This window comes from Halobacteriovorax sp. JY17 (assembly GCF_002753895.1).
Classification (GTDB): Bacteria; Bdellovibrionota; Bacteriovoracia; order Bacteriovoracales; family Bacteriovoracaceae; genus Halobacteriovorax.
The window spans coordinates 152068-175477 of the sequence record NZ_NJER01000002.1 but is presented as its reverse complement, the minus strand read 5'-3'; the positions used below and the strand labels follow the sequence as shown (position 1 = coordinate 175477).

Sequence of the window (23410 nt, the reverse complement as noted above, 5' to 3'; positions counted from 1 at the left end):
TCCTCTCAATTATTTAATTTCTAAAGCTACAGGTTGTTGCGCTTCGTGAGAGTGTGCCTCACCTGCGAATAACTTAAGCTTAGTTAGTTGTTTTCTTCCTAAAGAATTCTTAGGTAGCATTCCTTTAACAGCATTCATAAGAATCTGCTCAGGCTTTCTCTCTAATTGCTCTTTAGCAGTTCTAGACTTTAATCCACCAATGTGGTTAGTGTGCCAGTGATAAACTTTCTTATCCCATTTTGCACCTGTAAACTTAACTTTCTCAGCGTTGATCACGACTACAAAGTCACCCGAATCAGTGTGAGGAGTATACTTAGGACTGTTTTTCCCTCTCAGGATATTTGCTATTTCAGTCGCAAGTCTTCCAACAACTTTATCTTGAGCATCTACAAGATGCCACTTTTTGTCTGCGTCAGCTGGCTTCAATACAAAAGACTTCTGCGTGTACATAAACTACCTTCCAAGTAAAAATATTTTACTGCAATATGTTAATTTTTAATTACTCAAAACACGAGTGTTCAACCTTATACTGGATTATTGGGCCACTAGTCAAGAACTAAAATAAAACTCTTCCTTTTTTATGGAAATAAAACCCAGATGATACAATTTACTAAAAGAATCCAATTGAGAGGTGAAATCGACCAAAACTTTCTCTACCTTGAGCACTTCTCCTAAAACGCTTTAATTTAACGCCATAGTCAAAATCCAAGGATCCCACTGGGGTTATATACTTTAAAGTTAACCCTGCAGCCGTTCTAAGCTTAAGTGGCTGTAATTGATCAACATAGACTCGTCCAGCATCGAAAAATGGCCCCATTACAAACGTATCTGTTACCGAGTATCTAGCTTCAAACTTAAGGTTTGCAAAATAGGCCTTATTTCTAATAACCGTGTCACCAATATCACTATCATTTAGAAGGATGTTAATCTCGTCCTCCGCAAAACCTCTTACAATATCTACACCATTTAATCTAAAGACCTTGATTGACGGTATATAGCCCTCTGTTTGCGTATTTCCATCTGCATCCAGAACTGGGTTACCGGCGCTATCTACTTTCAATTTATTGGCGAAGTTTTTCTGAACACCCCAACTCGCACTTAATGCAAAAACAAAATTTCCCATTGGGTAATAGAACCTATTACGAGAAACGAGCTTATAGTAATTTACCTTAATCGTATCATTATCCATTGAACCAAAGAACCTATTAGCAAACTCTACTGAAAGACTAAAGAAGCTTCCCTTCCTTGGAGTAATAGGGTCGTCTCTAAAGTCAAGAGAGATCCCTGGAGTTATACCACCAATATTAAAGTCATCATTATTGATAGCACTTGTGGCGTCATATTGATTTATTCTTTCCCACTGATATTTTAAAGAAGCTGAAAAGAAATCATTGAACTTCTTAGATAACGTAGGAGAAATCCTCAACCTATCTGCATCGAATTCATAATATCTCTTCCTTTCGATTGAAAATCCCATATCTGCTTCTAATTTTTTGCCAAAGATATCAGGTAGGAAATATGGCTCTGTCAAATTACCCCTAAAGTAAAATTCAAGCATATCTTTTTTTTCAGTTCTTCTTCTATTATCGAAGGCACGATAACTATCTCTTCGGTTTACCTGGGCCCTCAAGGAAGCAACCCTATTCATTCCATTAATATTATTATAATTTGTCCCAACAGAAAATTTATATCCTATATCTGTTCTATACCCAGGAGCAAAGAATGCTGTTCCAAAATCTTTTTCTTGTACTTGAATTAACAAATTGTAATTCTTTGTTTCTTTATCAAATAGTGGTTTAATTTCAATATTAGAGAATAGCCCCAATGAGGTGAGTCTATTCTTTAAATCCTGAACCTTTCCTGGTGTTAGAATCTCTCCCTCGGCGAACTCTATCTCTCTTTCAATAACAATTCTCTTAGTTTTAGAGTATCCTGAAATTACTGCATTATTATAAGTTACTTTATCTCCAATATTAATATCAATATTGAAAATCGCGGAGCTATAAGTAGCATCATAGGTCAATACTTCATCAGGCTTCAACTTATTGGCCACTGCAAAGAAGTACCCTTTTGACTTTAAAAACTGTACGGAAGTATCAATATCACTATCAAGCTCTAACACATTAACAGGGGAATTTTTCTTATTTTTCAAAATACTTCTTATTTCGTCTCTATAGCTTAAAGGGACTCCCGAAAAATTGATACTTGCCAGAATCGCTTTTTGCCTTTCTTTAATTCGATACTCAATATCGACTCTAGACCTTAAGTCATTATAAGAAACTCTCGGTTTAGAAATATCAACTTGAACATAACCAGCTCTTAAATACTTTTCTCTTAAGAGAGATGAGAAATTATTTACATAGTTTAAATCTAAAAAACCTCTACTCGCTAAGACACTAGCGTTATCGAAATAATGTGTCCTAATCTCTTCAATAGAAAAGTCAAAATTACCGACAAATGAGAGAGTATTAGTAATTATTTTTCCCCCTTCTCGTATGTTAAAAAAGTAATTAATAAAAGATTGTCCGTCCTTATCCGTTCCAAGATTTCTATAAACAGAAACATCTGAATTAAAGACTCCAATGTTTTCATACATTTTCACAACAAGTAAGCGAAGGTCCTCCTCTTTAAAAGTCCCTAGATTAGACTTTATATTCTCCTTAAGCTCTAAAAGAATATCTTGGTGTGTGAATATATTGTTCCCATGAAAACTGAAACTATTCTTGTCTCCTAAGTCAACTTTAACTCTTAGTTTCACAAAACTTTCAGTTCCTTTCTTCTCAATCGAAGGCTCAAGAATCGCCACAGAACTTGAAAAGTATCCTTGATTAAACAAATCAGCAGATAGTCTCTCCGCTTCAAACTTCAAATCAATTTTATTCCAAACTTTATTCTGAAACTTATTAAACCTTCTTGAAATTAACTCTATTGCCCCTTTTGGACTACTTGAAACAACTTCAATATCTTTCACTTTAGTAAAAGAACCTGTTGTTACATTAAAGAGTATCGATACTCTAAATCCCTTCTCTTTTGTCTCTATCTTAATTTTTGAGTTTGTGTACCCTCTTTCAACGAAGTAATTAAGAACCTGCTCTTTTGCTTTCTCTAATACATCTTTCTTATAAAATGATCCTTCAGTTAAACCAACAAGCCTTTCAATTGCAGAAGTATCAATATCTGTAGAATGCTGAATACGAAATGATTCAATTTTTTTATAGAAAGAAATATTGAGATTTATTTTATTTTCATTAAGCGCATAGCCTAATTTGGAAATAGAGTTATCATATAAGACCAGACCTAAATAATCTTTTACTCCGGCAAAATTAAAACCTTCTGAAATTTTACTTTTTAAGTCTTTTGAAACGTCTGAACACTTCGCTATCGTCCCTTTACAATCTAAAGAAAAGTCCTTTATCTCTTGTGCATAAACACTCGATAAAATCAAGAATGCGAGAATAAGAGTTACTCTTCTTAATAGGTCCATTGTATTTTCACATCCACACCAAACGACTTTGGTTCTTTTGATTGTTCTTCATTTGTAGAGTTTATTTCATAAACCCCCTCAAGTGAAACATTCTTTAAAATATTATAATTTACATTCATCTCTTGCTTTTGCTCTGCACTTCCACCAACGGTACTAGCAAGTGATAAATCAACATTACGACTCAATTTCTTCTCGAGTTTAATTTTGGTAGCACTCTTATATCTTCCAGACCTATTATCAGAAACTCCTGATTTCCCCTTCAACAAAGATGATTCATTTTCCTCAAATTCAGGTAAAACACTCAACTTCAATCCGAGATTAGAACTCAGCCCTTGATTCTTTAATAATTGATCAAATAAAAGAGTACCAATTCCAAGAGTTGTTGCAGATCTTCTTTCTTTCTCTTCAAGTTGATCTGAAACCTCCGACGTAAATCCTAAAGTTAAAAGACTAAAAATATCCTCTTGATTTAAAAATGGATCTGAAGAAATATTCAACTGTGGATTATTCGCCAAGCCGTAAACATCTAAGTTAACAGTATACTGATTAACAACGCTACTACTTGTAAAGTTCAATTCGGGAACAAGCCCCTTATCCTCAGTAAAAACAATCGTACCCTCTTTTAAGATAAATTCATTTCCCTTAAACAATAATTTGCTTAATCCTGGAACAACTTCGACAACACCATTAACAGTAGGTTTATAGAGTTTCCCTCTTACTCGACCATTACCAAGCAGCCTCAGATCTGTTAATAGGTTTCTAACTACAATTGGCTTATCAAAATTAACAGAGAGATCTAAATCAAAGAGATCAAACTTATTATCAAATTTATTCTCAGGAACATACTTTGTTGTAACATTTCCTGTTGAAACTCCCGAAGGTGCAAGGTCCTGAAGTTCATCATTAATTGTTCCATTTAAAATCGTAATACCTCCGTTTAATAGATAAGGAAATTCACGCCCCTCGATTTTTGCCAACCCAGACGCAAGAACACCACTTTTTTTAAAAAGTGGGATATAGCTGTTAGAAAAAGATAGGTTAAGATCAATTTCAGGATATGGAAGTAAGAATTTAATAAACCCTCTTGCTTCAACATCTCCTTTTCCAAATAGTCCATTCACCTTGTTAATCATGAGACTATTCTGCTCAAAAACAAGATCAAAGGAAACGTTTGAGAAGGAGCTAAGTACCCCAAGAATATTAAGAAAAATATCTTCTCCCCCAAAGGAGTGCTCAAAGACAAGGTCATCTATACTTCCAGAAAGACTTCCCTCTCCAAAAATTGCACCGCTAGACTTTGATATTTTTGCAGAAAGTAGCTCTAAGAAAGATGAGTCTAATTTAAACTCTTGCTTTATATTTATACCATCGGATAAATTTCCTTTCCCGAAAAATTTGAAGAAATTACCTTTATTACTTACAACATTAAAATTAACTTTTTCGACGCTACCATTCTTTAAAGAAAATCTTGCTTCATCACCATTTATTCTAAGAACTTCATCCTCTTTTTTAAAAATCAAATCTTCAAGAGTTACATCTATTGACAAATTCTCTAGTTGATATACAGAGAAACTACTTTTTAAACTTCCTTTTATTGATCCCGCAATTACCTCGTTATCCATATTGTGGTTTGAGACAACACCAACCAATTCCTTTATGTTCTCAAAATTCATAAATGCGTTCACATAAGATTTTTGAGGGTTATTTTTATCAAAATTTAGATATAAATTATAAGATGATCGATCTCCCAAGAAATTCCCACTAGAGAAGACTTCTTTGGAGTTGTTATAAATTGTAACAAGAGACTCTGGTACTTGAATATTTCCGAGAAAGCTATTCGTAAATTTCAAATGAGACCTTGTTGAAAAGTCATTTATAGTTCCCTTTCCATAGAACTCCCCACTAACCTCACTTGAATACCCTAGATTTAAGACTCGATAGGCCTCAAAATCCTCAAGCTGTCCAGTTACAAGCTTAGCATCATATTCAAAGTAATTACTTTTAGTATTTATTTTAAATTGTCCCATTAACTCAGATGAAGATTGCCGCAACTTCACCTCGTTAAAAGAAAGAACATTGTCCACGTAGTCAAAATTAAACAAGAGAGACTCTGATTTCTCTTTAAATATATTAAGATCGCGCCCATCAACAATTCCATAAATTCTAAGCTCATCACTCGAAAGCCCTCCGGAAAGCTTTACACGAGACTTGAATCCTAGAGATAGGTATTTTGACTTAAGAAAATTTAAATCTTTCGTGACTGGCTCTAAGATATGAATGGCATCTTCTAATTCCGTTTTCTTTATATCAATACCGAGGTTTATTTTATTTTTTTCAAAATCAATAAATCCACTTGAAGAATAAGAGGTACTCTTAAATTCTCCGGTCACCCCTTTTACACTTAAAACTAATTCTTTTAGATCTAACCCAAGGTGTCCTTTTAACTTTGTAATATTAAAGTCTAAGATTTTTACTTTTGACATATCAAGACCAAAGTCAAAGTTTACATCTGAACCCGCTCCTTTAATAATCATTTCAAAATCACCTACACCATAGAGAGGAAGACCTGAAATTGGGCCTATTTCTTCAAAGTCGACTTTTGACTTTTCAACCTTAAAGTCTACTTTGTCTCTATTTACTCTTCCTGTTCCAATAATTCTCGATGAGCTTCCTGTCGAAATATCAAAGTTCATATCAACAAGACCTTCTAGATCAACATTTACAGAAACTCCATTGATACTAACTTTTTCATTTTTTAGGATTGGTGTTTTTGAAGAAGACTCCAAAGTGAATTTCTCAAGACTACTGCCTTCACCTATATTAAACTTCAGCTTTTCATTTTCCCATTTACCGATTACTTCACCATTCAACCGTCCCTTTAGAATTCCGAGAGTATCTTTTAAAAAGTAAAGTAATGAATTTGTATGAAAATTATCAAAGGTAAACGCAACATCCTCTCCAATAAATTCAGACTCTTTAAGATCATAAACCTTAGTAGGGTTTTTCAAGGTTATTTTACCACCACGATCTTCGGCGACCGCCTCCTCTAAGAATATTTCAGTATCATCTATTTTAAACTTACTAAACAAGTTTTCGAGATTGGCGTACTTAGACTTTAGATTTACTAATCGTAACGAACCATCTAGCTTAAACTTATTGGAAAGATTACTTTCAATATTTGTTTTTATTTCAACCACACCCTTTGGCGATATCTCTCTATAAAAACCATATTGTTCTAAAAAGTTTAAGTTCTCTAGCATTCCCCTAAAGTAACCTGCCCCCTTAAATGAAAGTTCTTTATTAAAAAGCAAAGCTCCTTCTAACACAATATTTTGAGATTGCTTCCAAAACTCACTCTTCTTAAGTAGAAGCTTTTTCTCATTTAAATGAAACTCAATGGACAGATAATCTAGATTATTAATATTTTTATTTTTTAATATTTTTTCATTTAAACTTACTCCATAACCACTTATATTTGCCTCTACTACAGACTTGTACACGGTTACATTCATCTTCTTAAAGAATCCCTCTATGTAAGAAGAACTAATATTTGATCTCTCGAGATTTATACCTCCAATTCTAAATGGAAGGTTTTCTTGAAATAGTTCTTTAATAAAAGGAAAGTAGTCCTGCTCCTTAATTACTCCGCCCTCTTCCTTTAAGACTAGATTACTTAAATCTATATCTGCATCTACAAGGCTAATTTCTTTTATTGAAAACTTATTTCCAAAGAAATCACTTAAGCCAAATGTAAGGATCAAGCTCCCCGCCCTGATATCAAACTCATACTCTTTTCTAGAGCTTACAATAGTAACATTTTTTAACTTGGTTGCTGGTGGGAACATTTCTATTTCGATATTTGAAAAAGATAGATCAAGATCAAGCTTACTGCTTATGCTTTTGTTAATTTCATTGGCAATTATTCCTCCAAAATATTCTGACTGAACAAATTTCCACGTCGACATAATGAGTAATGCCGTTATAAATGAGAAAATAATTAAAATTTTATTTAATCTATTCAATTTCTTTTAACCTATACGAAACCATTCTATACTTCTTATTAAACCCATAAACTACTGCATATGCCTTTAGCGCATCCTTCTTTCTTCCAAGTTCTCGCAATATTTCACCCTTAAGATAGTAAAATGAAATCTTCTCACTATCTGTCATTGCTTTTTCTTCGATGCATTTTTCTACGTTATTTAATGCTCCATAATAATTTTGAGACATTCGCATAACTTCCGCACGCAAAAATTCAATTTCAATTTCCTCTTTAACATCTAAAGCACTTTCAAAAACTAATCTTTCAATAATAAGTAATGAATTATCATAAAACCCTAACGTATTATACGAGTAAACCAGTTCTCGATACTGCTCTCTCAGGTGGTTCATCGGCATCATATCTATAACTTTCTTTGTATACATTTTTAAATATGACTCTTCTTCTAAAATATCTTTCTTTCCAATTTCTGAGTAGACTGATAGCTCATTTAAAAGATCTTGCTCAACTTCTGAAATCGTTCTTAAAACCTTGGCGCTCTTTGAACCTTTAATCTTATGTTCTTTTTCTTCTAATTCTTTAATTAAGGTATGGTCCTTATCTAGAGTTTTTAACTTCTCAAGAAGTTTTGTCGCACCTTCCAAATCCCTCTCATCTTTAAGAATATTAATTTGGTTCACAAGACGTCTGATTGTTAAATCTTTAGCATCTACACCACCATCAAAAAGATCATCGGCCAAATCTATCTCTTCGAAAGAGTCTCTCGATATGGGCCTTAATTCTTTAACCGCTTTTTCTAAACGATCAGGACTATGTTCATAGTTACTTACTAATATTTTTTTAAGCTCATCAGCAAAGTCTTTATGCCCCATTTCAATAGAGTACTCAAACAGCAAGACGAAACAACTCTCTACTTCGCTCTCTCCTAAAATAAGTTCATATATAGACTTTAAAAATTCCTTTCTACTTTCAAGTGATCTATTTCCGTAGCTTCTAATAACTCTCTCTTTCATTATAAAAGTTTGCTTTCTCCAAATTGAATTATTTAAATCTATTTGGACATTGTTAAGAATAGTTTTTTCCTTCCTTAAAAGAACGCCTTCATATTTTTTTTCAAAGTAATCAATATCAACCAAACCATAATGACAAAGGGCTTCTTCCTCTCTAGAAACAACAACGTCTATTCCATACTCTTCAATATCTTCAAGCTCTTCAATCAACCGAGTATAGGACTTACTCTTTAATAGATTCTTCTTATATCTAACAAATACTTTTTCAAAATCAGAGAGCATTCCATTTTCAATAAAGTACTTTTTTGCGATTGGATAAAGGTAGAAAAAGCTTTCTTCATTAATTGTTACGAGAGTTTTCAATAGAAATTTTGATATATTGATTTTTGAATCTAGGGAGATCTTGAGAAAACTAATTATTAGAGAATCATCATCTTCTTTTAAAATCCCAAAAACTTTTTGGAATAGTTCAAAAAGTCTTTGGGATATTTCATGCTCTTGTTTTAAAAATTTTCTTATTTCTTGATGGGCCTTAGAAAGCTTATTCTCTAAAACTAATCTCTCTAAATTTTCTGCTAAGTCATTCATAAAAAATCTTGAGTTAAATGATGAAGTATTCAAATGAATACAATTACTTAACTCTTATTTTACTTCAATTTCTTAACAAGAAAGTCGGTAGCGTAATTATTGCCCCTAAAGTCTTCATCAGTAATAATCGCTAGGTGAAGAGACTTATTTGTCTTAATTCCTTCGATTACTGTTTCCTCTAAAGCTCTTTTCATTCGGTTTAAACATTCCTCTCTATCTACTCCAGAAACAATAATTTTTGCCAACATAGAGTCATAAAATGGAGAAACGGTATAGCCAGTATAAATAAAGTCATCAACTCTTACGCCAAGACCTGCTGGTCTATGATAATGGAGGATAAGGCCCGGGCATGGAGCAAAAGTTTTCGGATCTTCTGCATTAATTCTACATTCAATCGAATGGCCGATAAATTTAATATCCTTTTGCTTATACTTCACTTCTTCACCAGCAGCCGCAAGAATTTGTTGAGCGATTAAGTCAACTCCCGTCCTTTGCTCAGTCACTGGATGCTCCACCTGAATACGAGTATTCATTTCCATGAAGTAAAACTTATCTTCATCTTGATCATATAAATATTCTACTGTTCCAACTGAATCGTAATTTACATGCTTAGCAAGAGCCACTGCCGAATCACAAATTTCTTCGCGCTTTTTATCTGACAACACAGGACATGGAGACTCTTCCACTACTTTTTGAAATCTTCTTTGAACTGTACAATCTCTCTCTCCAAGATGAACAACATTTCCATGTCTATCTGCCATAATTTGAACTTCGACATGACGTGGATTTGTTACAAATTTTTCAATAAAGAGAGTATCATCACCAAAACCGGCTTTAGCTTCAGTTTTAAGTCTAGCAATTGCAACAAGAAGATCTTTCATTTCTTCTATTTTCTGCATACCTCTTCCACCTCCTCCGGCAGAAGCTTTAACTAAAACAGGAAGCCCCATCTTTTCAACATTCTCAAGAATTTCTTTATCTTCTCTACCATTGACAGCGATTGGCTTTAAAACAGGCACTCCAGCAGCTTCAGCAATTTGCTTAGAGATTATCTTATCTCCCATGCGTTCAATACAATCAACATTTGGTCCAATAAATTCAAGGCCCCACTTTGCACACATTTCAGCAAACTCTTTATTCTCAGAAAGAAAACCAAAACCTGGGTGTATTGCATCTGCCCCAGTAATTTCTGCTGCAGATAAAATACTTGGTATATTTAAATAGCTCAGCGCTGGCTTAGCTGGACCAATACAAACAGATTCGTCTGCAAGCTTTACATGCAAAGAGTTTTCGTCCGCCGTTGAATGAACAGCAACTGTTGAGATACCAAGCTCTCTACAAGTTCTTGCAATCCTGATTGCAATTTCGCCACGATTTGCAATTAGTATTTTTTTGAATTTCATAACGTACTCGTTGCTATGGTTTTACTTTAAATAAAACTTGTCCAAACTCTACGTAAGTTTCATTTTCAACACAAATTTCAACAATTTCACCAGAAACATCTGACTCAATCTCATTCATAATCTTCATTGCTTCAACAATGCAAAGAACTTGTCCCTTCGTAACTCTATCTCCAACTTTTGCGTATACAGCATCTTCAGGAGACGGACTTCTATAAAAAGTTCCAACAAATGGACATGTTACTTCTAAGGCTCCGTCATTAGTCGCAGTTCCAGCAGCGACCGTAGTAGGTGCCGCGACTGGAGCGCTCATAACTTGTGCAGTGACAGGTGTTGCTCCCGCGATAGGAAAAGAAATGCCAAACTTCTTATCTTCGTTTTGATATTTTAACTCACTTGCTCCTGCTTCTTTAGCAATTGCAATAAATTTTTCTAATTCTTTAAAGTCCATAGTTCTATCCTATTCTTTTGCTCTTTCAATATAATCACCAGTTCTGGTGTCAATTTTAATAATCTCACCTTCTTTGATAAACAATGGAACTTTCACCTGAAGACCTGTCTCCATAATAGCGACTTTTGTTCCACCCTGAGCTGTATCGCCCTTAAGACCTGGATCCGTCTCGGCAATTTTCAACACAACAAAGTTAGGTAAATCAATTGCGATTGGATTACCTTTATAAAATAAAAGATCTAATTTAATACCTTCTTGAAGGTAGCCTGCTGCTTCTCCAACTTGATCTGTCGTTACATGAATTGACTCAAAAGTTGATTGATCCATAAAATTAAAACCATCCGGATCAGAATACATATATTCTACAATCAATAGCGCCAAATCAGGCTCATATACTCCTGTACCAACTCCAGATTTAAAAGTTCTATCAAAGACTGCTCCAGTTTCTAAATTCTTAAGCTTACAAATTGTAAACGCTGAACCTTTTCCTGGATTTGTAAAATCTGCTTTCATTATTTGATAAGGCTTATCATCAAGTTCTAATCTTACGCCTTTTTTTAATTCTGTCGTTTGTAACTCACGTGCCATTCTTAATCCTCTATTTAATTAATTGTGAAAGTATTCCAAATAAGTAGGCCCTCTTTCCAAGCCCCTCCATTATGATAGTCGAGCTTTTGGCCGTCAACTTTTGCTGACGATACTCTTCGCGAAGGTGCGTATTGCTTAAATGCACCTCTACTACCGGGATATTTAACATTTTTAAAGCATCTAATATTGCAATTGAAGTGTGTGAATAAGCCGCAGGATTTATAATAAGAGATTGATAATCACTTCCTATAAGTTGCTGTATTTTCTCAACAATTTCCCCCTCGATATTTGATTGAAACCAATCAACCTCAACTTTGCCAAGAGAGAATTCACTAAGTTTTTCGCTAGTATAAAACTCAATATCTTTTAGGTTTTCAGCGCCATAAATCTCAGGTTCTCTAGAACCTAATAAATTTAAATTTGGCCCATTAATTACCATGAACTTCTTTTTCATAAATAGCCTCAACTACCTAAATTTACGAAATTGAATAATGCGTCAAAATACCAACCCAGAGGCGGGTTGTAAAGTCATATGGCGTTTTATCAGACAGATAAAACGGATTTTGCCTTTGCACAAAGTGATCTATGAAAGGCCCAAAGCTTTTCTTCAATTACTTTCACTTTTTCAGAATAGAGTGGATCTACTACTTCCTCATTTCCTTCTTCGATGAGCTCAATATCTGATTTTTCCTTATTAAATTTCTCATCAAATAAGTTCATTAAATTATTTCTTCCAGTTATCTCATCAGTATCAACAGAAGCAACATCTAATCGCTCTATTTCCTCTTCTAAGACTTCCTCTTCGTCCAAATTTTCATCTATGAAGGATTCGCCTAGAACACGATCAACCTCCTGCAATTTCAACTTTGTCTTTAAATCATTTGGATTAAGTTCCAATATTTTTTCTAATAAATCTTTAGCTTTATCTAGATAGCCTTGATTACAATAGAGATCAACTAAAGTATGAGTTATTACAGGCGTGCTAGATTTTACATTTTCTACTTTTGGTTGTTCGACCTTAAAAACTCTTTCAACTTCTTCGTTCTTTGCTTCACTTTCTTTGTCATGAAACGAAGGCCTTTCATTCATTGACCAAGAGTCTAAGTCTACTTCTTCTGATTTTTCACCAGACAAATCCAGTTTAGTCCATTCATCGATTTTCTTTTCATTATTTAAATTCGTATTTAAATCATCAACATTAAATTGAACACTTTTAGAAAGAACGTCTTCAGAACTTTTTTCTTCTAGAACATCTTGAAGATTAAATTTAATTGGTCCAAATTTCTTATTTTCATTTTCAAGAGCTTTAACACTCTCTGCTGCTTGAAGATCTTTTGGATTTACAAAAAGTAGATACTTTAATGTTTCGAGTGCTTCCTCTGATTTTTTAAGTTCTAAACACACATCAGAGAAGAGCCTTAACATTCTTAAATTATCTCGATTTGAACCGATAAGTGGTTTTAAGATATCATAAGATCTTTTCGAATCTCCGTTTTCAAAGTAGCAAAAAGCGAGGCCGAGATGACCTAGAACATAATCAGGATTATGTCTTATTCCTTGGTTAAGAGTTTCAATGGCCTGAGTTAATAATCCACTTTTTCGATAGTATTCTGCGAGCGGAGCAAAGACTCTAGACCTAGGATCTTTTTCCAGTGCAGTTAAATACTTATCTAAAATTTGACTCTTTTGTGCCATAAAACCTTAAGACTTCTCTACTATTCCAGCTTCTTCTTGATTCACAATTCTTGGAGTTAAGAAGATTAAAAGCTCTTGTTTAATTACTTCTGGAGCATATGGTGTTCTAAAAAGCCATCCTACCAATGGAATATCTTTTAGAAATGGTACTCCAGAGTGAGACTCTCTCTTCTCATAGTTATACACACCACCAATTACAATTGTCGAACCATTATCAACTAAAACATTCGTCGTAACCCTTCTTTCTTGTTTATCAGGTGGAGCCGAAGCAGATGGTCTCGTACCAAATTGTTGCTTTAAGAGATCAAGCTCCAAAGAGATAGAACCTTCATTGGTCACTTGTGGAGTAACTTCAAGGCTTAAACTTGCTTCTGCTTCTTCAAATGTAACTTCTTGAGCCGCTCCATTTGTTGATAAAGACTTAGAAAATGATGTTGTTTCTTTCGTAGATATCACTGCTTTTTTCTTATTTTGTGTAATAACTTTTGGACTCGCAACAATCTTACCTTTTGATTCTGTTTCCAGTAACTGAAGTGTAAACGATAAGTTTAAAAGTCGATTAAATCTTGAAACTGATAAGCCAAATAAAGACCTTGCCCCATCACCTGTTGATGGAGCAGAACTGAATGAGAACCCTGGACCTGCATTTGTTCCAGAGATCACATCCTGACCAATAACAGAAGGTGCTGCTCCTCCAATCTGTCCAATTGGATCGTAGCCAAAGTTCACTCCATTTTGTAAACCAATCTCTTTCTTATAACTTTCGTTTACTTCAACAATTTTTGATTCAATTAAAACTTGTGGAGTTTGTGTATCTAAGACTTCTACTATTTTTTTGATTCTCTCAATTGTATCTGCCGTATCTTTAACTATTAGAGAGTTTGTCCTTACATCTTCATTTAGACTTCCTCTCTTAGTTACATAATTTGTTAGAACAGTTATTAACTCTTTCGTTGTTGCATAAGAAATTGGAAACACCTTTGTTACTAAAGGTACCTCCTTTTCTGTTAACTTTTTCTGCGCAATTTCTTTCTGCTGTTCCTCTGCTGCTTTCTCAAAAGTTGTAACCATTAATATAACACCATTCTTTTTAGCAACTAATTTGTTGAGACCTAGAATTGTATCAAGAGCTTGATCCCAAGGGATATTAGTTAAATTTAATGAGAGAGGCGGTAACTTCTTTACTTCATCTGTAAGGATAATATTAAAACCTGAAGTATCTGCAATCATATTTAAAATATCAGAAACACCAAGGTCTTTAATGTTAAACGTTATCTTTTTTCCAATATATTTCTTTCTACCAGAAAGAGTTAAGTTCTCTAAAATATCCTCAACACTGTCAGACTTTGGAATACTTAACTTACCTACTTTCTTTACATCTTTTTCAATTTTCTCATCATAAGTTTTATTTTCGTCAATAGCTCTTTGTGAAAAAACACCAAAGCGACTCTCTACTTCTAGGATAATTTTATTTGGCTCTCTCTTTAGAATACTTCTAACATTATCTCTAAGTTGAATTGCAATTCTTAAGTCCTTCGGGCTTGAAGATTTTCGATATGCAGAAATAAAGACAATACTTCCGCTAAATTCAGATGTATCAAAGGCGCGGATAACTCGATCTGTAGCCTGTACATCTTTTAAATCAATTATTATTTGCTTATCTTCTGTTACCTGAAACTTCTTTGCTTGTGCATTATTACTGTCAAACTTTAACTCAAGCTTGGCTACTTCATCTTTTAATTTAAAGTTTATTTGTTCGAGAGTTGTAGCACTAACACTACTAGAAATAACAAATGTAATTAATACAAGTTTAAAAAGAAAACTTCTCAACTTCATCCTAACCTCTTCCTAAGGTAAATGTTTCCATATTAGAAACTATAAATCTCTTAAATTATAACACAGGAAAAATTTGCGTGTTAGTTTTTTTAATCACTTGCAACAGGAATAATCGTCTCAAGATATTCATCCTGATCATATACATTACGAATTTTCTCAACTAAAACAATCCCACCAGGAAGTATTGCTTTTATTTCCGCACCATTCTCTCCAAGCTTCATTCCCTCTTTAAGAATATAAGATTGATCACTTAATTTTCCACTTTCGTCGACAATTTTCGCAACTGCGATTCTCTCTCTTCCTATTAAAAGACCTGTAATCTTAATACGGTCTAGAGGTGTGTTATCAATTGTCTCTATATTAGAAAATACCGTCTTGGTTCCAGGGTAATCTCTCTTCCCCCTTCTTTTTCTTCTAAGCTCTCTCTTAAATGGATCTCTCAATTCAAAAGGATTTTTTATCGAAGACCCCCCTTTCAGCAGACTGGGGTCAGAACTTCTCATTATTCCCGTTTGAGCAAGCGTATTTAGAGTGAATATAAATGTAAATGCCGCAACTAGTTTCAATCTTCCCTACTTATTTTTAATTCGAGACCTTTTTGGAGCCTTTTTCACTTTCTTCTTCGCACTTAAAGATTTCTCAATATCCTCAATTCCCCTGCTTTCTTTATATCCAGTATTATACCTATACGTTTCTATAATAATATCAGCATTTATGATTTGAAAGCGCCCTCTTTGCTTTTCTTGCTGATTTTCCAAAGCGATTCTCTTAACATTTAAAATAGATTGAGCATTACCTACTTGCTCCATAAGCATTAGAAATTGAAGATAAGTCCCGGAAGCCTTCATGCTATATCTTTTAGCTATATAAAAGCCTTTAGTTATTTCCTCTAGAGGTGTTAGGTAAATACTTTTAATATTAAGCTTTTCAGCCAAACTTTTTAAAAGCGATAAGTTCTTTGTATCATCTACAGTGTCTGGAAGCTTTTTTTGAATTTTTTCAACTTCTGTCGCAACAAGTTCAATTCTCTCTTTCGCAGCCTCAACGTCTTTTAAGTATGAGCTTAGTTGCTTTTTTTCTCTCTTATTCTTATTAATCTTTGCTGTTAGAGCTGGAATCTGCCCTTCCATCTGCAGTAATTTTTCACTGTGTTCTTGAAACTTTGTGAAAACACCGAAGGCGAGGTAGAGAAAAATGAAAATATGTAAATTTGCCACTAATTTCTTCAAATTACTTTCCTACTGCGCCCAAGGGTCAAATTTATCAATCTTCCCCTTTATTGTGAAAACCTGAATTCTATAATCTCCAGCCTTTCCTTCCTCAATCGTCTTTGACTCTGTAAGACTTAAAGGCTGATCAAAAAAACCTGCGCTATTTGCAGTTGAAATAAAGTCTCCAATACTCTTGTATAGAATTCCTCCCCCTTTAATAGTTATAGATTTATCTTCATCTATAATAAAGGAGTTAAACCAAATATCTCCAGGGAGCTTTCTGGCTATTTTTTCCATAATTAAACTAGGGTTTCTTTTTTCTTTTAAGATTAAATCAACCTGAACAGATCTCTCTTGTAACTTCTCTACTTGCTTATTAAAGGCCGCAAGTTTTTCTTTTACCCCTGAGTTCTTTTTCAAATCTCTCAACAACTTTTTATTATTATTTTGCAGAACCGTTATCTGTGACCCTAAATCCTCAATCTCGCTCTGCCAACGCGGGTAAATAAAAAGATCCGGAGCAAAGCTTAGAATACTGACAATAATCATTCCTTTGATACTTAACTCTGCGAAATCAATTCCCAGAATCACAGGCATTTTAAAAGGTTTTTTCTGCTCCAGAAGGTTAACTTTAATCATCTTAAACTGACCTCATTGCAAGTCCTAGAACTCCTGCTCCACGATATGCAATTTCATTTAACTGATCTTCCTTTATTTTCTTTGGGTCATATTCTATGGCCTCAAAAGGGTTCATGATACTTACACTTATACCCAAAAGAGCTTCCAGCCCCTCAGTTAAACCAGGTATCAAACTACTACCACCAGTCAGCACACACTCCACAAAAGATTCATCAGATGTTGAGCTTATATAGAAGTCTACCGTCTTCTTTATTTCTGCAAAGAAGCTCTCTACTACACTATCTATAATTTCAAGAATTTCTTCTGGTAAATTTCCATTCTCATCACCATGATTCTTTAAATCTTCAGCTTCATAGTAATTAACGCCCATCTGCCTTTGAATTTCTTCGGTAATGATTACACCGCCAATCATGATTTCTTTGGTAAACATTATTTTATTATTTTTATAAATGATGAATTCAGTTTTCTGAGCCCCAAGATCCATTAAAATCCATGACTCATTTGGATCTTCAAGTTTCTCGCTATAAACCAACTCAAAAACATTCACGACTGCCAGAAGGCCCAAATCAAAGATTTTTGGTTTTAGACCTGCCTTCTCAAGCAGCTCTCTATATGACTCTACAACCTCACCCTTAGCGGCTGCAACAATGACATCAACTCCGCCCCCCTCATTCTCACCAACGATATGAAACGAAACTTTAGAAGTTTCCAAACTAAAAGGAATGTACTGTTCGACTTCCCAGCTTACTTGATCTTCTATTTCTTCTTCTGAACCACCTGCTAACTGCAGTTTTCTTGCTACTGTATTTGGACCTGCCAAACCAAGTACTGCGTTTACAGAAGAAATTCCAGCCTTTTCAATAGCGCTACGAATAGCCTCAATAACTTCTTCTTCTTTTTGGATATCATCTTCAATAATTGCACCTTCAGGTAAAGGCTCCGATCCATAAGCAACTAATTTAAATCCAGACTCTTCATTTCCATCGAGCTGGGCCACCTTTACAGAACTCAGTCCGACATCAATACCAATAAAGCCTGATGGGCCAATCTTCAAGACGTCCTTAATTTGAGAAATTAAATCATTAATAACTTTTTTTGAATCCAAAAAATTTCCTCGATGCTTCCGATGCCTATAAATTATAACGCATTAAAACTATTGATTTCAAGTAATTACTGCGCAGGATAAAAGTTAAATGCTCCATAGTGAGGAAAACTGTCTAAAAAGAGTCGGAAAGTAGACTTGAAACACCGCAACAATTATTATAAAAGGGCCAAATGCCAATTTCGAATTTCTAGACATTTTCCCAAGGGCCATCATTACCAAACTAAAGAGTGCTCCAAAAAAGCAACTAAGAAAGATATTATTAATAATACCAACAGGACCAAGTAAAATTCCAAGGGCCGCAAATAGCTTTATATCTCCACCTCCAAGTCCCTGCTGCCCCTTTAGATAGTAGAATGCAAGTGTTACAAGATAGGGAAATAAAAATCCGATCAGCGCTCCCAAGAAATAATAAGTCGGAGAATACTTCAAAAAAGAAATGCAAAGTAAAACGACAGCAATATAAATATTGATTGAGTCAGGAAGTATCTGGTGCTTGATATCAATAATAAAATGGCAAAAGAGTGCACAGAATAGACTAAAGTATAGAAAATAATACATTAGACTCATCGAGTTTAAGTTGTCAGGAATTAATAGAACTGCGACAACACCTATAAGAATCTCAACAGCAGGATACATAGCACTATAAGGGCTCTTGCACTTTGAGCACTTCCCTCTTAGAAAGATATAACTTAAAATTGGGATATTCTCATACCAGTAAATTAACTTTTTACAATTCGTACAATGAGAACGAGGAAAGGCAATATTTATTTTTCTTGGAAGCCTATAAATAACTGCATTTAAGAAACTTCCAATCATTGAGCCAAAAATAAAGAAAACTATATATAAAGTCATCAATCTAAATTCTTCTGGTTAAAAATTGTTACACAAAGTAAAAGTAGAAACATTATGTAAGATAACCCATAAAGAATACCATAACCTAAATTTGGCAAAGCAATAATCTTCTCATATAAAACATAATCCTTAATATTAAAGTTCGAAAGTCCTGGTAGAATATAACTTCCCACCGATAATACCTTTTTAAATAAGATATTATTTTCCACAAAAGTAGTATGACTAACTTCATAGATTGCATAACTCGAAATATAAATGACTAAGGTATTCACCACCGCTAAAACAGTGCTTGTTACAAGAGAAAATAATATTACAACTAATAAAACAATAATTGCCTCTAAAACAATAAAGAAAAACACGAACGGAATTAGATAACTCCAAGCTCCTCCCATAAGAAAATAAAGAGAGAGAGAAACACTTCCCAAAATAACTGTATTGAGGAAAACAATCCCAACTAACCCCAAGGTTTTTCCAACAATAAACTCTGCTCGAGAAATCGGTCTAGAAAGAATCATATAAAGAGTTCTATTTTCTACTTCTCGCACAATTAAGTTTGCCCCTAGAAAAATAGAAATTAAAAGAGTTGAAATACTTGCGGCACCAAATCCAAAATCCAAAGCAATCTTATTTGGAACACCATATGTGAACTCACTTGCAACATAGGTCAAAACGAATAAACCTAAGGAAAGAAAGAAAACATTGTAGAGAATTTTACTTTGAAGAAATTCCGAAAACGTATATTTTGCAATTGTAAATGACTTCATACATTCTGCCCTGTTTTATAGACAACCTCTTCAAGTGTAGGACTGTTTTTAGATAGTTTTAAAATTTCTATTTTTTTATCTAAAGCCATTTTCAGGAATTCATTCTTTTTGCTGTCTAATACACAATAAGTAGTTATGCTATTTTTCGAAAAGAATGATTCTGAAAGTTTGTCCAAACACTCCGCTTTGGAGCTAACAGAGATTAATAGGTTAGTGTTACTATTTCTCTCAATTAGTTCAGATATATTTCCTTCGTAAACAATTACTCCTTTTTCAAGAACAATTACCTTTTCACAGACCTCTTCAACATCAGATACAATATGGCTCGAAAAGAAAATCGTCTTTCCTTCATTCGATAATTCGACCAATAAATCTTTAATATCCTTTCGCCCCTGAGGATCTAATCCCGAAAGAGGTTCATCTAAAATAATTAGGCTAGGATTATGTATAAGAGTACAAAGCATCCCCAATCTCTGCAGCATTCCCTTTGAATAACCTTTAATTTTTCTATTTAATGCAAAATGAATCTTTAGTCTATGACCATACTTTTCAATGCTATTTAAGATTTCACTATGACTTAAATCGCAAAGAGCCCCCATGAGTTCTATCATTTCCTGACCAGTTAAATGTGGGTAGAAATATGGCCTCTCAGGTAAGTAGCCTACTTTTTTTGAGATTTCTTGAAAGTTCTTTTTATCAAAGAAGTAAATTGATCCACTATCCGCCTTTGAAAATTCCATCATTATTTTAATTAATGTAGTCTTTCCTGCGCCGTTTGCTCCTAAAAATCCAACGATCTGTCCCTTTTCTATAGAGAATGAAACATTAGACAAGGCCTCAAAGGATCTAGACCAAAAGTCAGATTTATAGCTCTTTTTAATATCTTTTACTTCAAACATTTAAGTTCCACGTTTAGAATAGATTCATGAAAAAAATTTTTGTCTTTTTAATAATACCCATATTCTTACTAATATCAAATACTCTCAAGGATAAAATATCCTTACCTGATATTAAAATATCTAAAGAGGAATACAGTACTAACTTTGACCAGACTCTTATTAATATTTTTTCTATAGGTCAAAAAAGACTTCTTTCTAATATTTTATGGATCCATACCATGCTAGAAGGAGATACTGAGAGAGTTAAAGATGGAAATTCATGGATGTACTATAGATTTAAATCTATTTCCTCACTTGAGCCACTATTTTATGAAAACTATGTCTATGGGGGAGTTTACTTATCTATAATCAAGGATGATGTTGAAGGTGCTGCAGATATATATAATCTAGGTCTCAAATATTATAAGAACGACTTTTGGCTAAATTACAACGGAGCTTTTAATGACTATTTTGAGCTACAGGATCAGGAGTCGGCACTAAAGAAGTACAAAGTGGCACTAAAGTCTCCCGAGGCAAAGAATCACTCGAAATATCTCCCATCATTAGTCAGTAGAATTCAAGCAGAGAGTGGTGGTTTAAAAGAAGCTTTTATTATTCTAATTAATCATTACAACAATACTCCGAAGGGAAGTTTAAGAAAAAAGTTAAAAGAAAATCTTTATGGTTTAAAAGCTGAAATTGATCTAGATTGTTTAAATAATTATATGAGTAATTGCGAGAAAGTCGATTTTAATGGTCTTCCCTATTTACTTAAAGATGGTAAATACAAAGCGCAACAAGAGTGGAAAAAGTTTAGACCAAAAAAGAGGAGGACAAAGTCCTCCTCTAAATAAATCTTCTAATTAATAACCAATAACATCGTGGACAAGGTTCTTGTTTTCGTCGATTGCCCAGATATCTGCAACGTTTGCTTTTGCTTTGTCTGAATCAATATAACCAACAGCACCGGCTACAAAACCTAGACCGTCTGCTTCCACAGAGTTTGTCGTTTGAGATAAACCCGCAGTTGTCTTAACAATTGTGAATCCCATGTTTGCATCAACTGCTTTCTTACCTGCCACAGTCTTATTCGCAGGTCCTCCAGTATTCCCAGCTCCACCAATACATGTACCACTGTTTGAAGTTACAGTTGTGATACCACCAGTATCAGCTGCTGCAAAACCTACTGCGTAATAGTTTCCCCCTTTCGGAGCAAGATAACCTGCATCCGCCAAACATGAAGCATAGGCATCAAAGTCTGACTGAAGAGCTGTCTCTGCAGAGTAAATAGAAGAAAGTTGTAACTTTGCTTCCGATGTTTTTGTTTTTGCTTGATACTTCTTAAAGTTTGGAATTGCTACCGCTGATAAAATACCAATAATCGCAACCACAACCATTAGCTCCACAAGTGTGAAACCTTCTTCGTTTTTAAAGCTTTTCATAAAGCCTCCCATTTAAGTTTTGCCGAATTGAGATCGACATTTTTACGTTACCTACTTCATTGAGAGAAGTAAGTTCAAATTGTACTTCTAAAGAGATCTTCATTTATCAGATATTGAGAATCCAATAATAAGATTTCCATAAAATTCCTACAATCCTTATTATTGATTATATCATCGAAATATATAATTTAATCTTTAGAAATTTTTTTTTCTAAATAAATTTATTACACGCAATTTCAATGCTTTAATCTGCACCTCCGGCACTCATAAACATCGGTAAATACATGGCGACTAAAATACACGCAATGATACCACCTAAGACGACAATAATAATTGGCTCTATCATCTTAGTCATACCGCCAACAAGTTCATTGACTTCCTCTTCGAAGACATCTGAGACCTTTTCTAACATTTGATCAATTTGTCCTGTTTGCTCCCCAACTTTAATCATTTGAGAAACCATGTCAGGAAAGTAATCAATCTTCATTAAGGGCTCTGTTAAAGTCTTCCCTTGTACGACCTCTTTTCTAATAACTTTTACATCTCCAGCAATAACACCATTATCAATCGTTTCAATACAAATATCTAAGGAATCAATTAAGGAAACTCCGGCACCTAACATTGTCGCAAGGGTTCGAGAAAAAGTACTCAAATTTCCTTTTATAATTATCAGCCCAAAGATGGGCATCTTCATAGTAAACTTATCGAAAAGAACTTTCCCTGAAGGTGTTTTTATAAAGCTATTTAGCAAAACACCTATTACAAAGAAACCTCCCATCATTTTCATTGAGTGTTTACCTAGAAAGTCTGACGTATCAATAACCATCTGAGTGATCCACGGAGGATCTTGTCCAGTATCTGCAAGCATTCCAACAAATTGCGGTACAACGAAGACCATCATCCCCCAAATAACTCCAATCCCAACAAGAGTTACAATAAAAGGATACATCATTGCTGATTTCACCTGTGCCTTTGTTCTTTCTTGTTTTTCAAGGTGAGTCGAGAGTTTATTCAAAATTGTATCTAAAATACCTCCGGCCTCACCGGCCTTAACAAGACTGCAATAAAGTTTATTAAAACCTTTTTGTTTTTCCATTGCTTCTGCAATCGTTTGCCCCTCACCTACATCTCGAGCAATATTTTTTACAGACTTTTTAAGAGTTGGTTGTTTTTCTGATTTAAAAATAATTTCTAATGCCTGCAGGATAGGGACTCCTGCATTTATCATAATAGACAACTGCTTTGTAAAATTTGCAAGTTCCTTAGCTCCAAAAGGTGCAGCAAACCCCTTTTCAACCATCCAGTCGCCAAGGTCAAACTCTAAGATCGAAGGTGGTATTATTTTTCGTGCACGAACTTTTTCGTTTCGAAGAATTCTTCGAACTTCTTTTTCAGACGTAGCAGAAACTGATCCAGTAACCCTCTTTCCATCTTTATTTAATCCTTCATACTTCCAATTGGCCATTG

Annotated in this window: 20 protein-coding genes; 1 reads left to right on the top strand and 19 read right to left on the bottom strand. The window is 34.2% G+C overall.

The annotated features are described in order from the left end of the window. Positions 1 to 9: 9 nt before the first annotated feature. The 17 genes from rplM to CES88_RS09095 form a co-directional block, all read right to left on the bottom strand. On the bottom strand, positions 10 to 450 hold the full coding sequence (gene rplM / locus CES88_RS09175; protein ID WP_290733613.1) for a 50S ribosomal protein L13: 441 nt from the start codon (positions 448 to 450) through the stop codon (positions 10 to 12). 160 nt (positions 451 to 610) lie between these two features. Beyond that, entirely contained in the window at positions 611 to 3484 is a 2874-nt protein-coding gene (locus CES88_RS09170) for an outer membrane protein assembly factor (RefSeq protein WP_290733611.1), read from the bottom strand. Beyond that, positions 3472 to 7449 (bottom strand): translocation/assembly module TamB domain-containing protein, encoded by a 3978-nt coding sequence (locus tag CES88_RS09165; protein WP_290733609.1) that lies wholly within the window; start codon positions 7447 to 7449, stop codon positions 3472 to 3474. Before CES88_RS09165 ends, CES88_RS09170 begins: the two co-directional genes overlap by 13 nt. 49 nt (positions 7450 to 7498) lie before the next feature. Then, positions 7499 to 9082, bottom strand: coding sequence for a hypothetical protein (locus tag CES88_RS09160; protein ID WP_290733607.1), 1584 nt, complete (start codon positions 9080 to 9082; stop codon positions 7499 to 7501). 59 nt (positions 9083 to 9141) lie between these two features. Continuing rightward, on the bottom strand, positions 9142 to 10485 hold the full coding sequence (gene accC / locus CES88_RS09155; RefSeq protein ID WP_290733605.1) for an acetyl-CoA carboxylase biotin carboxylase subunit: 1344 nt from the start codon (positions 10483 to 10485) through the stop codon (positions 9142 to 9144). Positions 10486 to 10498: 13 nt separating this feature from the next. Further along, on the bottom strand, positions 10499 to 10933 hold the full coding sequence (gene accB / locus CES88_RS09150; RefSeq protein WP_290733603.1) for an acetyl-CoA carboxylase biotin carboxyl carrier protein: 435 nt from the start codon (positions 10931 to 10933) through the stop codon (positions 10499 to 10501). A 9-nt stretch (positions 10934 to 10942) separates the two neighbouring features. Continuing rightward, the gene (gene efp, locus CES88_RS09145; RefSeq protein ID WP_290733601.1) at positions 10943 to 11521 is read right to left on the bottom strand and encodes an elongation factor P; all 579 of its coding nucleotides are present in this window, start codon (positions 11519 to 11521) and stop codon (positions 10943 to 10945) included. Between the two features lie 10 nt (positions 11522 to 11531). Continuing rightward, on the bottom strand, positions 11532 to 11975 hold the full coding sequence (locus CES88_RS09140) for a type II 3-dehydroquinate dehydratase (protein ID WP_290733599.1): 444 nt from the start codon (positions 11973 to 11975) through the stop codon (positions 11532 to 11534). An 89-nt stretch (positions 11976 to 12064) separates the two neighbouring features. Next, positions 12065 to 13216: a CDC27 family protein gene (locus CES88_RS09135; protein ID WP_290733598.1), complete on the bottom strand. Its 1152-nt coding sequence runs from the start codon at positions 13214 to 13216 to the stop codon at positions 12065 to 12067. A 6-nt stretch (positions 13217 to 13222) separates the two neighbouring features. Beyond that, entirely contained in the window at positions 13223 to 15052 is a 1830-nt protein-coding gene (pilQ, locus tag CES88_RS09130; protein ID WP_290733596.1) for a type IV pilus secretin PilQ, read from the bottom strand. Between the two features lie 89 nt (positions 15053 to 15141). After that, complete coding sequence (locus CES88_RS09125; RefSeq protein WP_290733594.1) at positions 15142 to 15618, bottom strand: hypothetical protein; 477 nt, start codon at positions 15616 to 15618, stop codon at positions 15142 to 15144. Between the two features lie 6 nt (positions 15619 to 15624). After that, positions 15625 to 16281, bottom strand: coding sequence for a type 4a pilus biogenesis protein PilO (pilO, locus tag CES88_RS09120; RefSeq protein ID WP_290733592.1), 657 nt, complete (start codon positions 16279 to 16281; stop codon positions 15625 to 15627). Between the two features lie 9 nt (positions 16282 to 16290). Beyond that, positions 16291 to 16902 carry a PilN domain-containing protein gene (locus tag CES88_RS09115; protein WP_290733590.1) on the bottom strand — a complete coding sequence of 204 codons (612 nt, stop codon included), beginning with the start codon at positions 16900 to 16902 and terminating at the stop codon, positions 16291 to 16293. A 1-nt stretch (position 16903) separates the two neighbouring features. Beyond that, entirely contained in the window at positions 16904 to 18007 is a 1104-nt protein-coding gene (gene pilM / locus CES88_RS09110; protein ID WP_290733588.1) for a type IV pilus assembly protein PilM, read from the bottom strand. A gap of 84 nt (positions 18008 to 18091) precedes the next feature. Further along, the gene (locus tag CES88_RS09105; protein ID WP_290733586.1) at positions 18092 to 18859 is read right to left on the bottom strand and encodes an A24 family peptidase; all 768 of its coding nucleotides are present in this window, start codon (positions 18857 to 18859) and stop codon (positions 18092 to 18094) included. Next, complete coding sequence (locus tag CES88_RS09100; RefSeq protein WP_290733584.1) at positions 18859 to 19623, bottom strand: ABC transporter permease subunit; 765 nt, start codon at positions 19621 to 19623, stop codon at positions 18859 to 18861. The genes CES88_RS09105 and CES88_RS09100 overlap by 1 nt, the downstream gene beginning before the upstream one ends. After that, the gene (locus tag CES88_RS09095; RefSeq protein ID WP_290733582.1) at positions 19620 to 20522 is read right to left on the bottom strand and encodes an ABC transporter ATP-binding protein; all 903 of its coding nucleotides are present in this window, start codon (positions 20520 to 20522) and stop codon (positions 19620 to 19622) included. Before CES88_RS09095 ends, CES88_RS09100 begins: the two co-directional genes overlap by 4 nt. Before the next feature lie 218 nt (positions 20523 to 20740). On the opposite strand from CES88_RS09095, the gene CES88_RS09090 reads away from it, so the two are divergent. After that, positions 20741 to 21355, top strand: coding sequence for a hypothetical protein (locus CES88_RS09090; protein ID WP_290733580.1), 615 nt, complete (start codon positions 20741 to 20743; stop codon positions 21353 to 21355). A gap of 9 nt (positions 21356 to 21364) precedes the next feature. On the opposite strand, the gene CES88_RS09085 is transcribed toward CES88_RS09090, so the two are convergent. Beyond that, complete coding sequence (locus tag CES88_RS09085; RefSeq protein ID WP_290733578.1) at positions 21365 to 21943, bottom strand: type II secretion system protein; 579 nt, start codon at positions 21941 to 21943, stop codon at positions 21365 to 21367. Positions 21944 to 22187: 244 nt separating this feature from the next. Continuing rightward, on the bottom strand, positions 22188 to 23408 hold the full coding sequence (locus CES88_RS09080) for a type II secretion system F family protein (RefSeq protein ID WP_290733576.1): 1221 nt from the start codon (positions 23406 to 23408) through the stop codon (positions 22188 to 22190). Between the last annotated feature and the right edge of the window lie 2 nt (positions 23409 to 23410).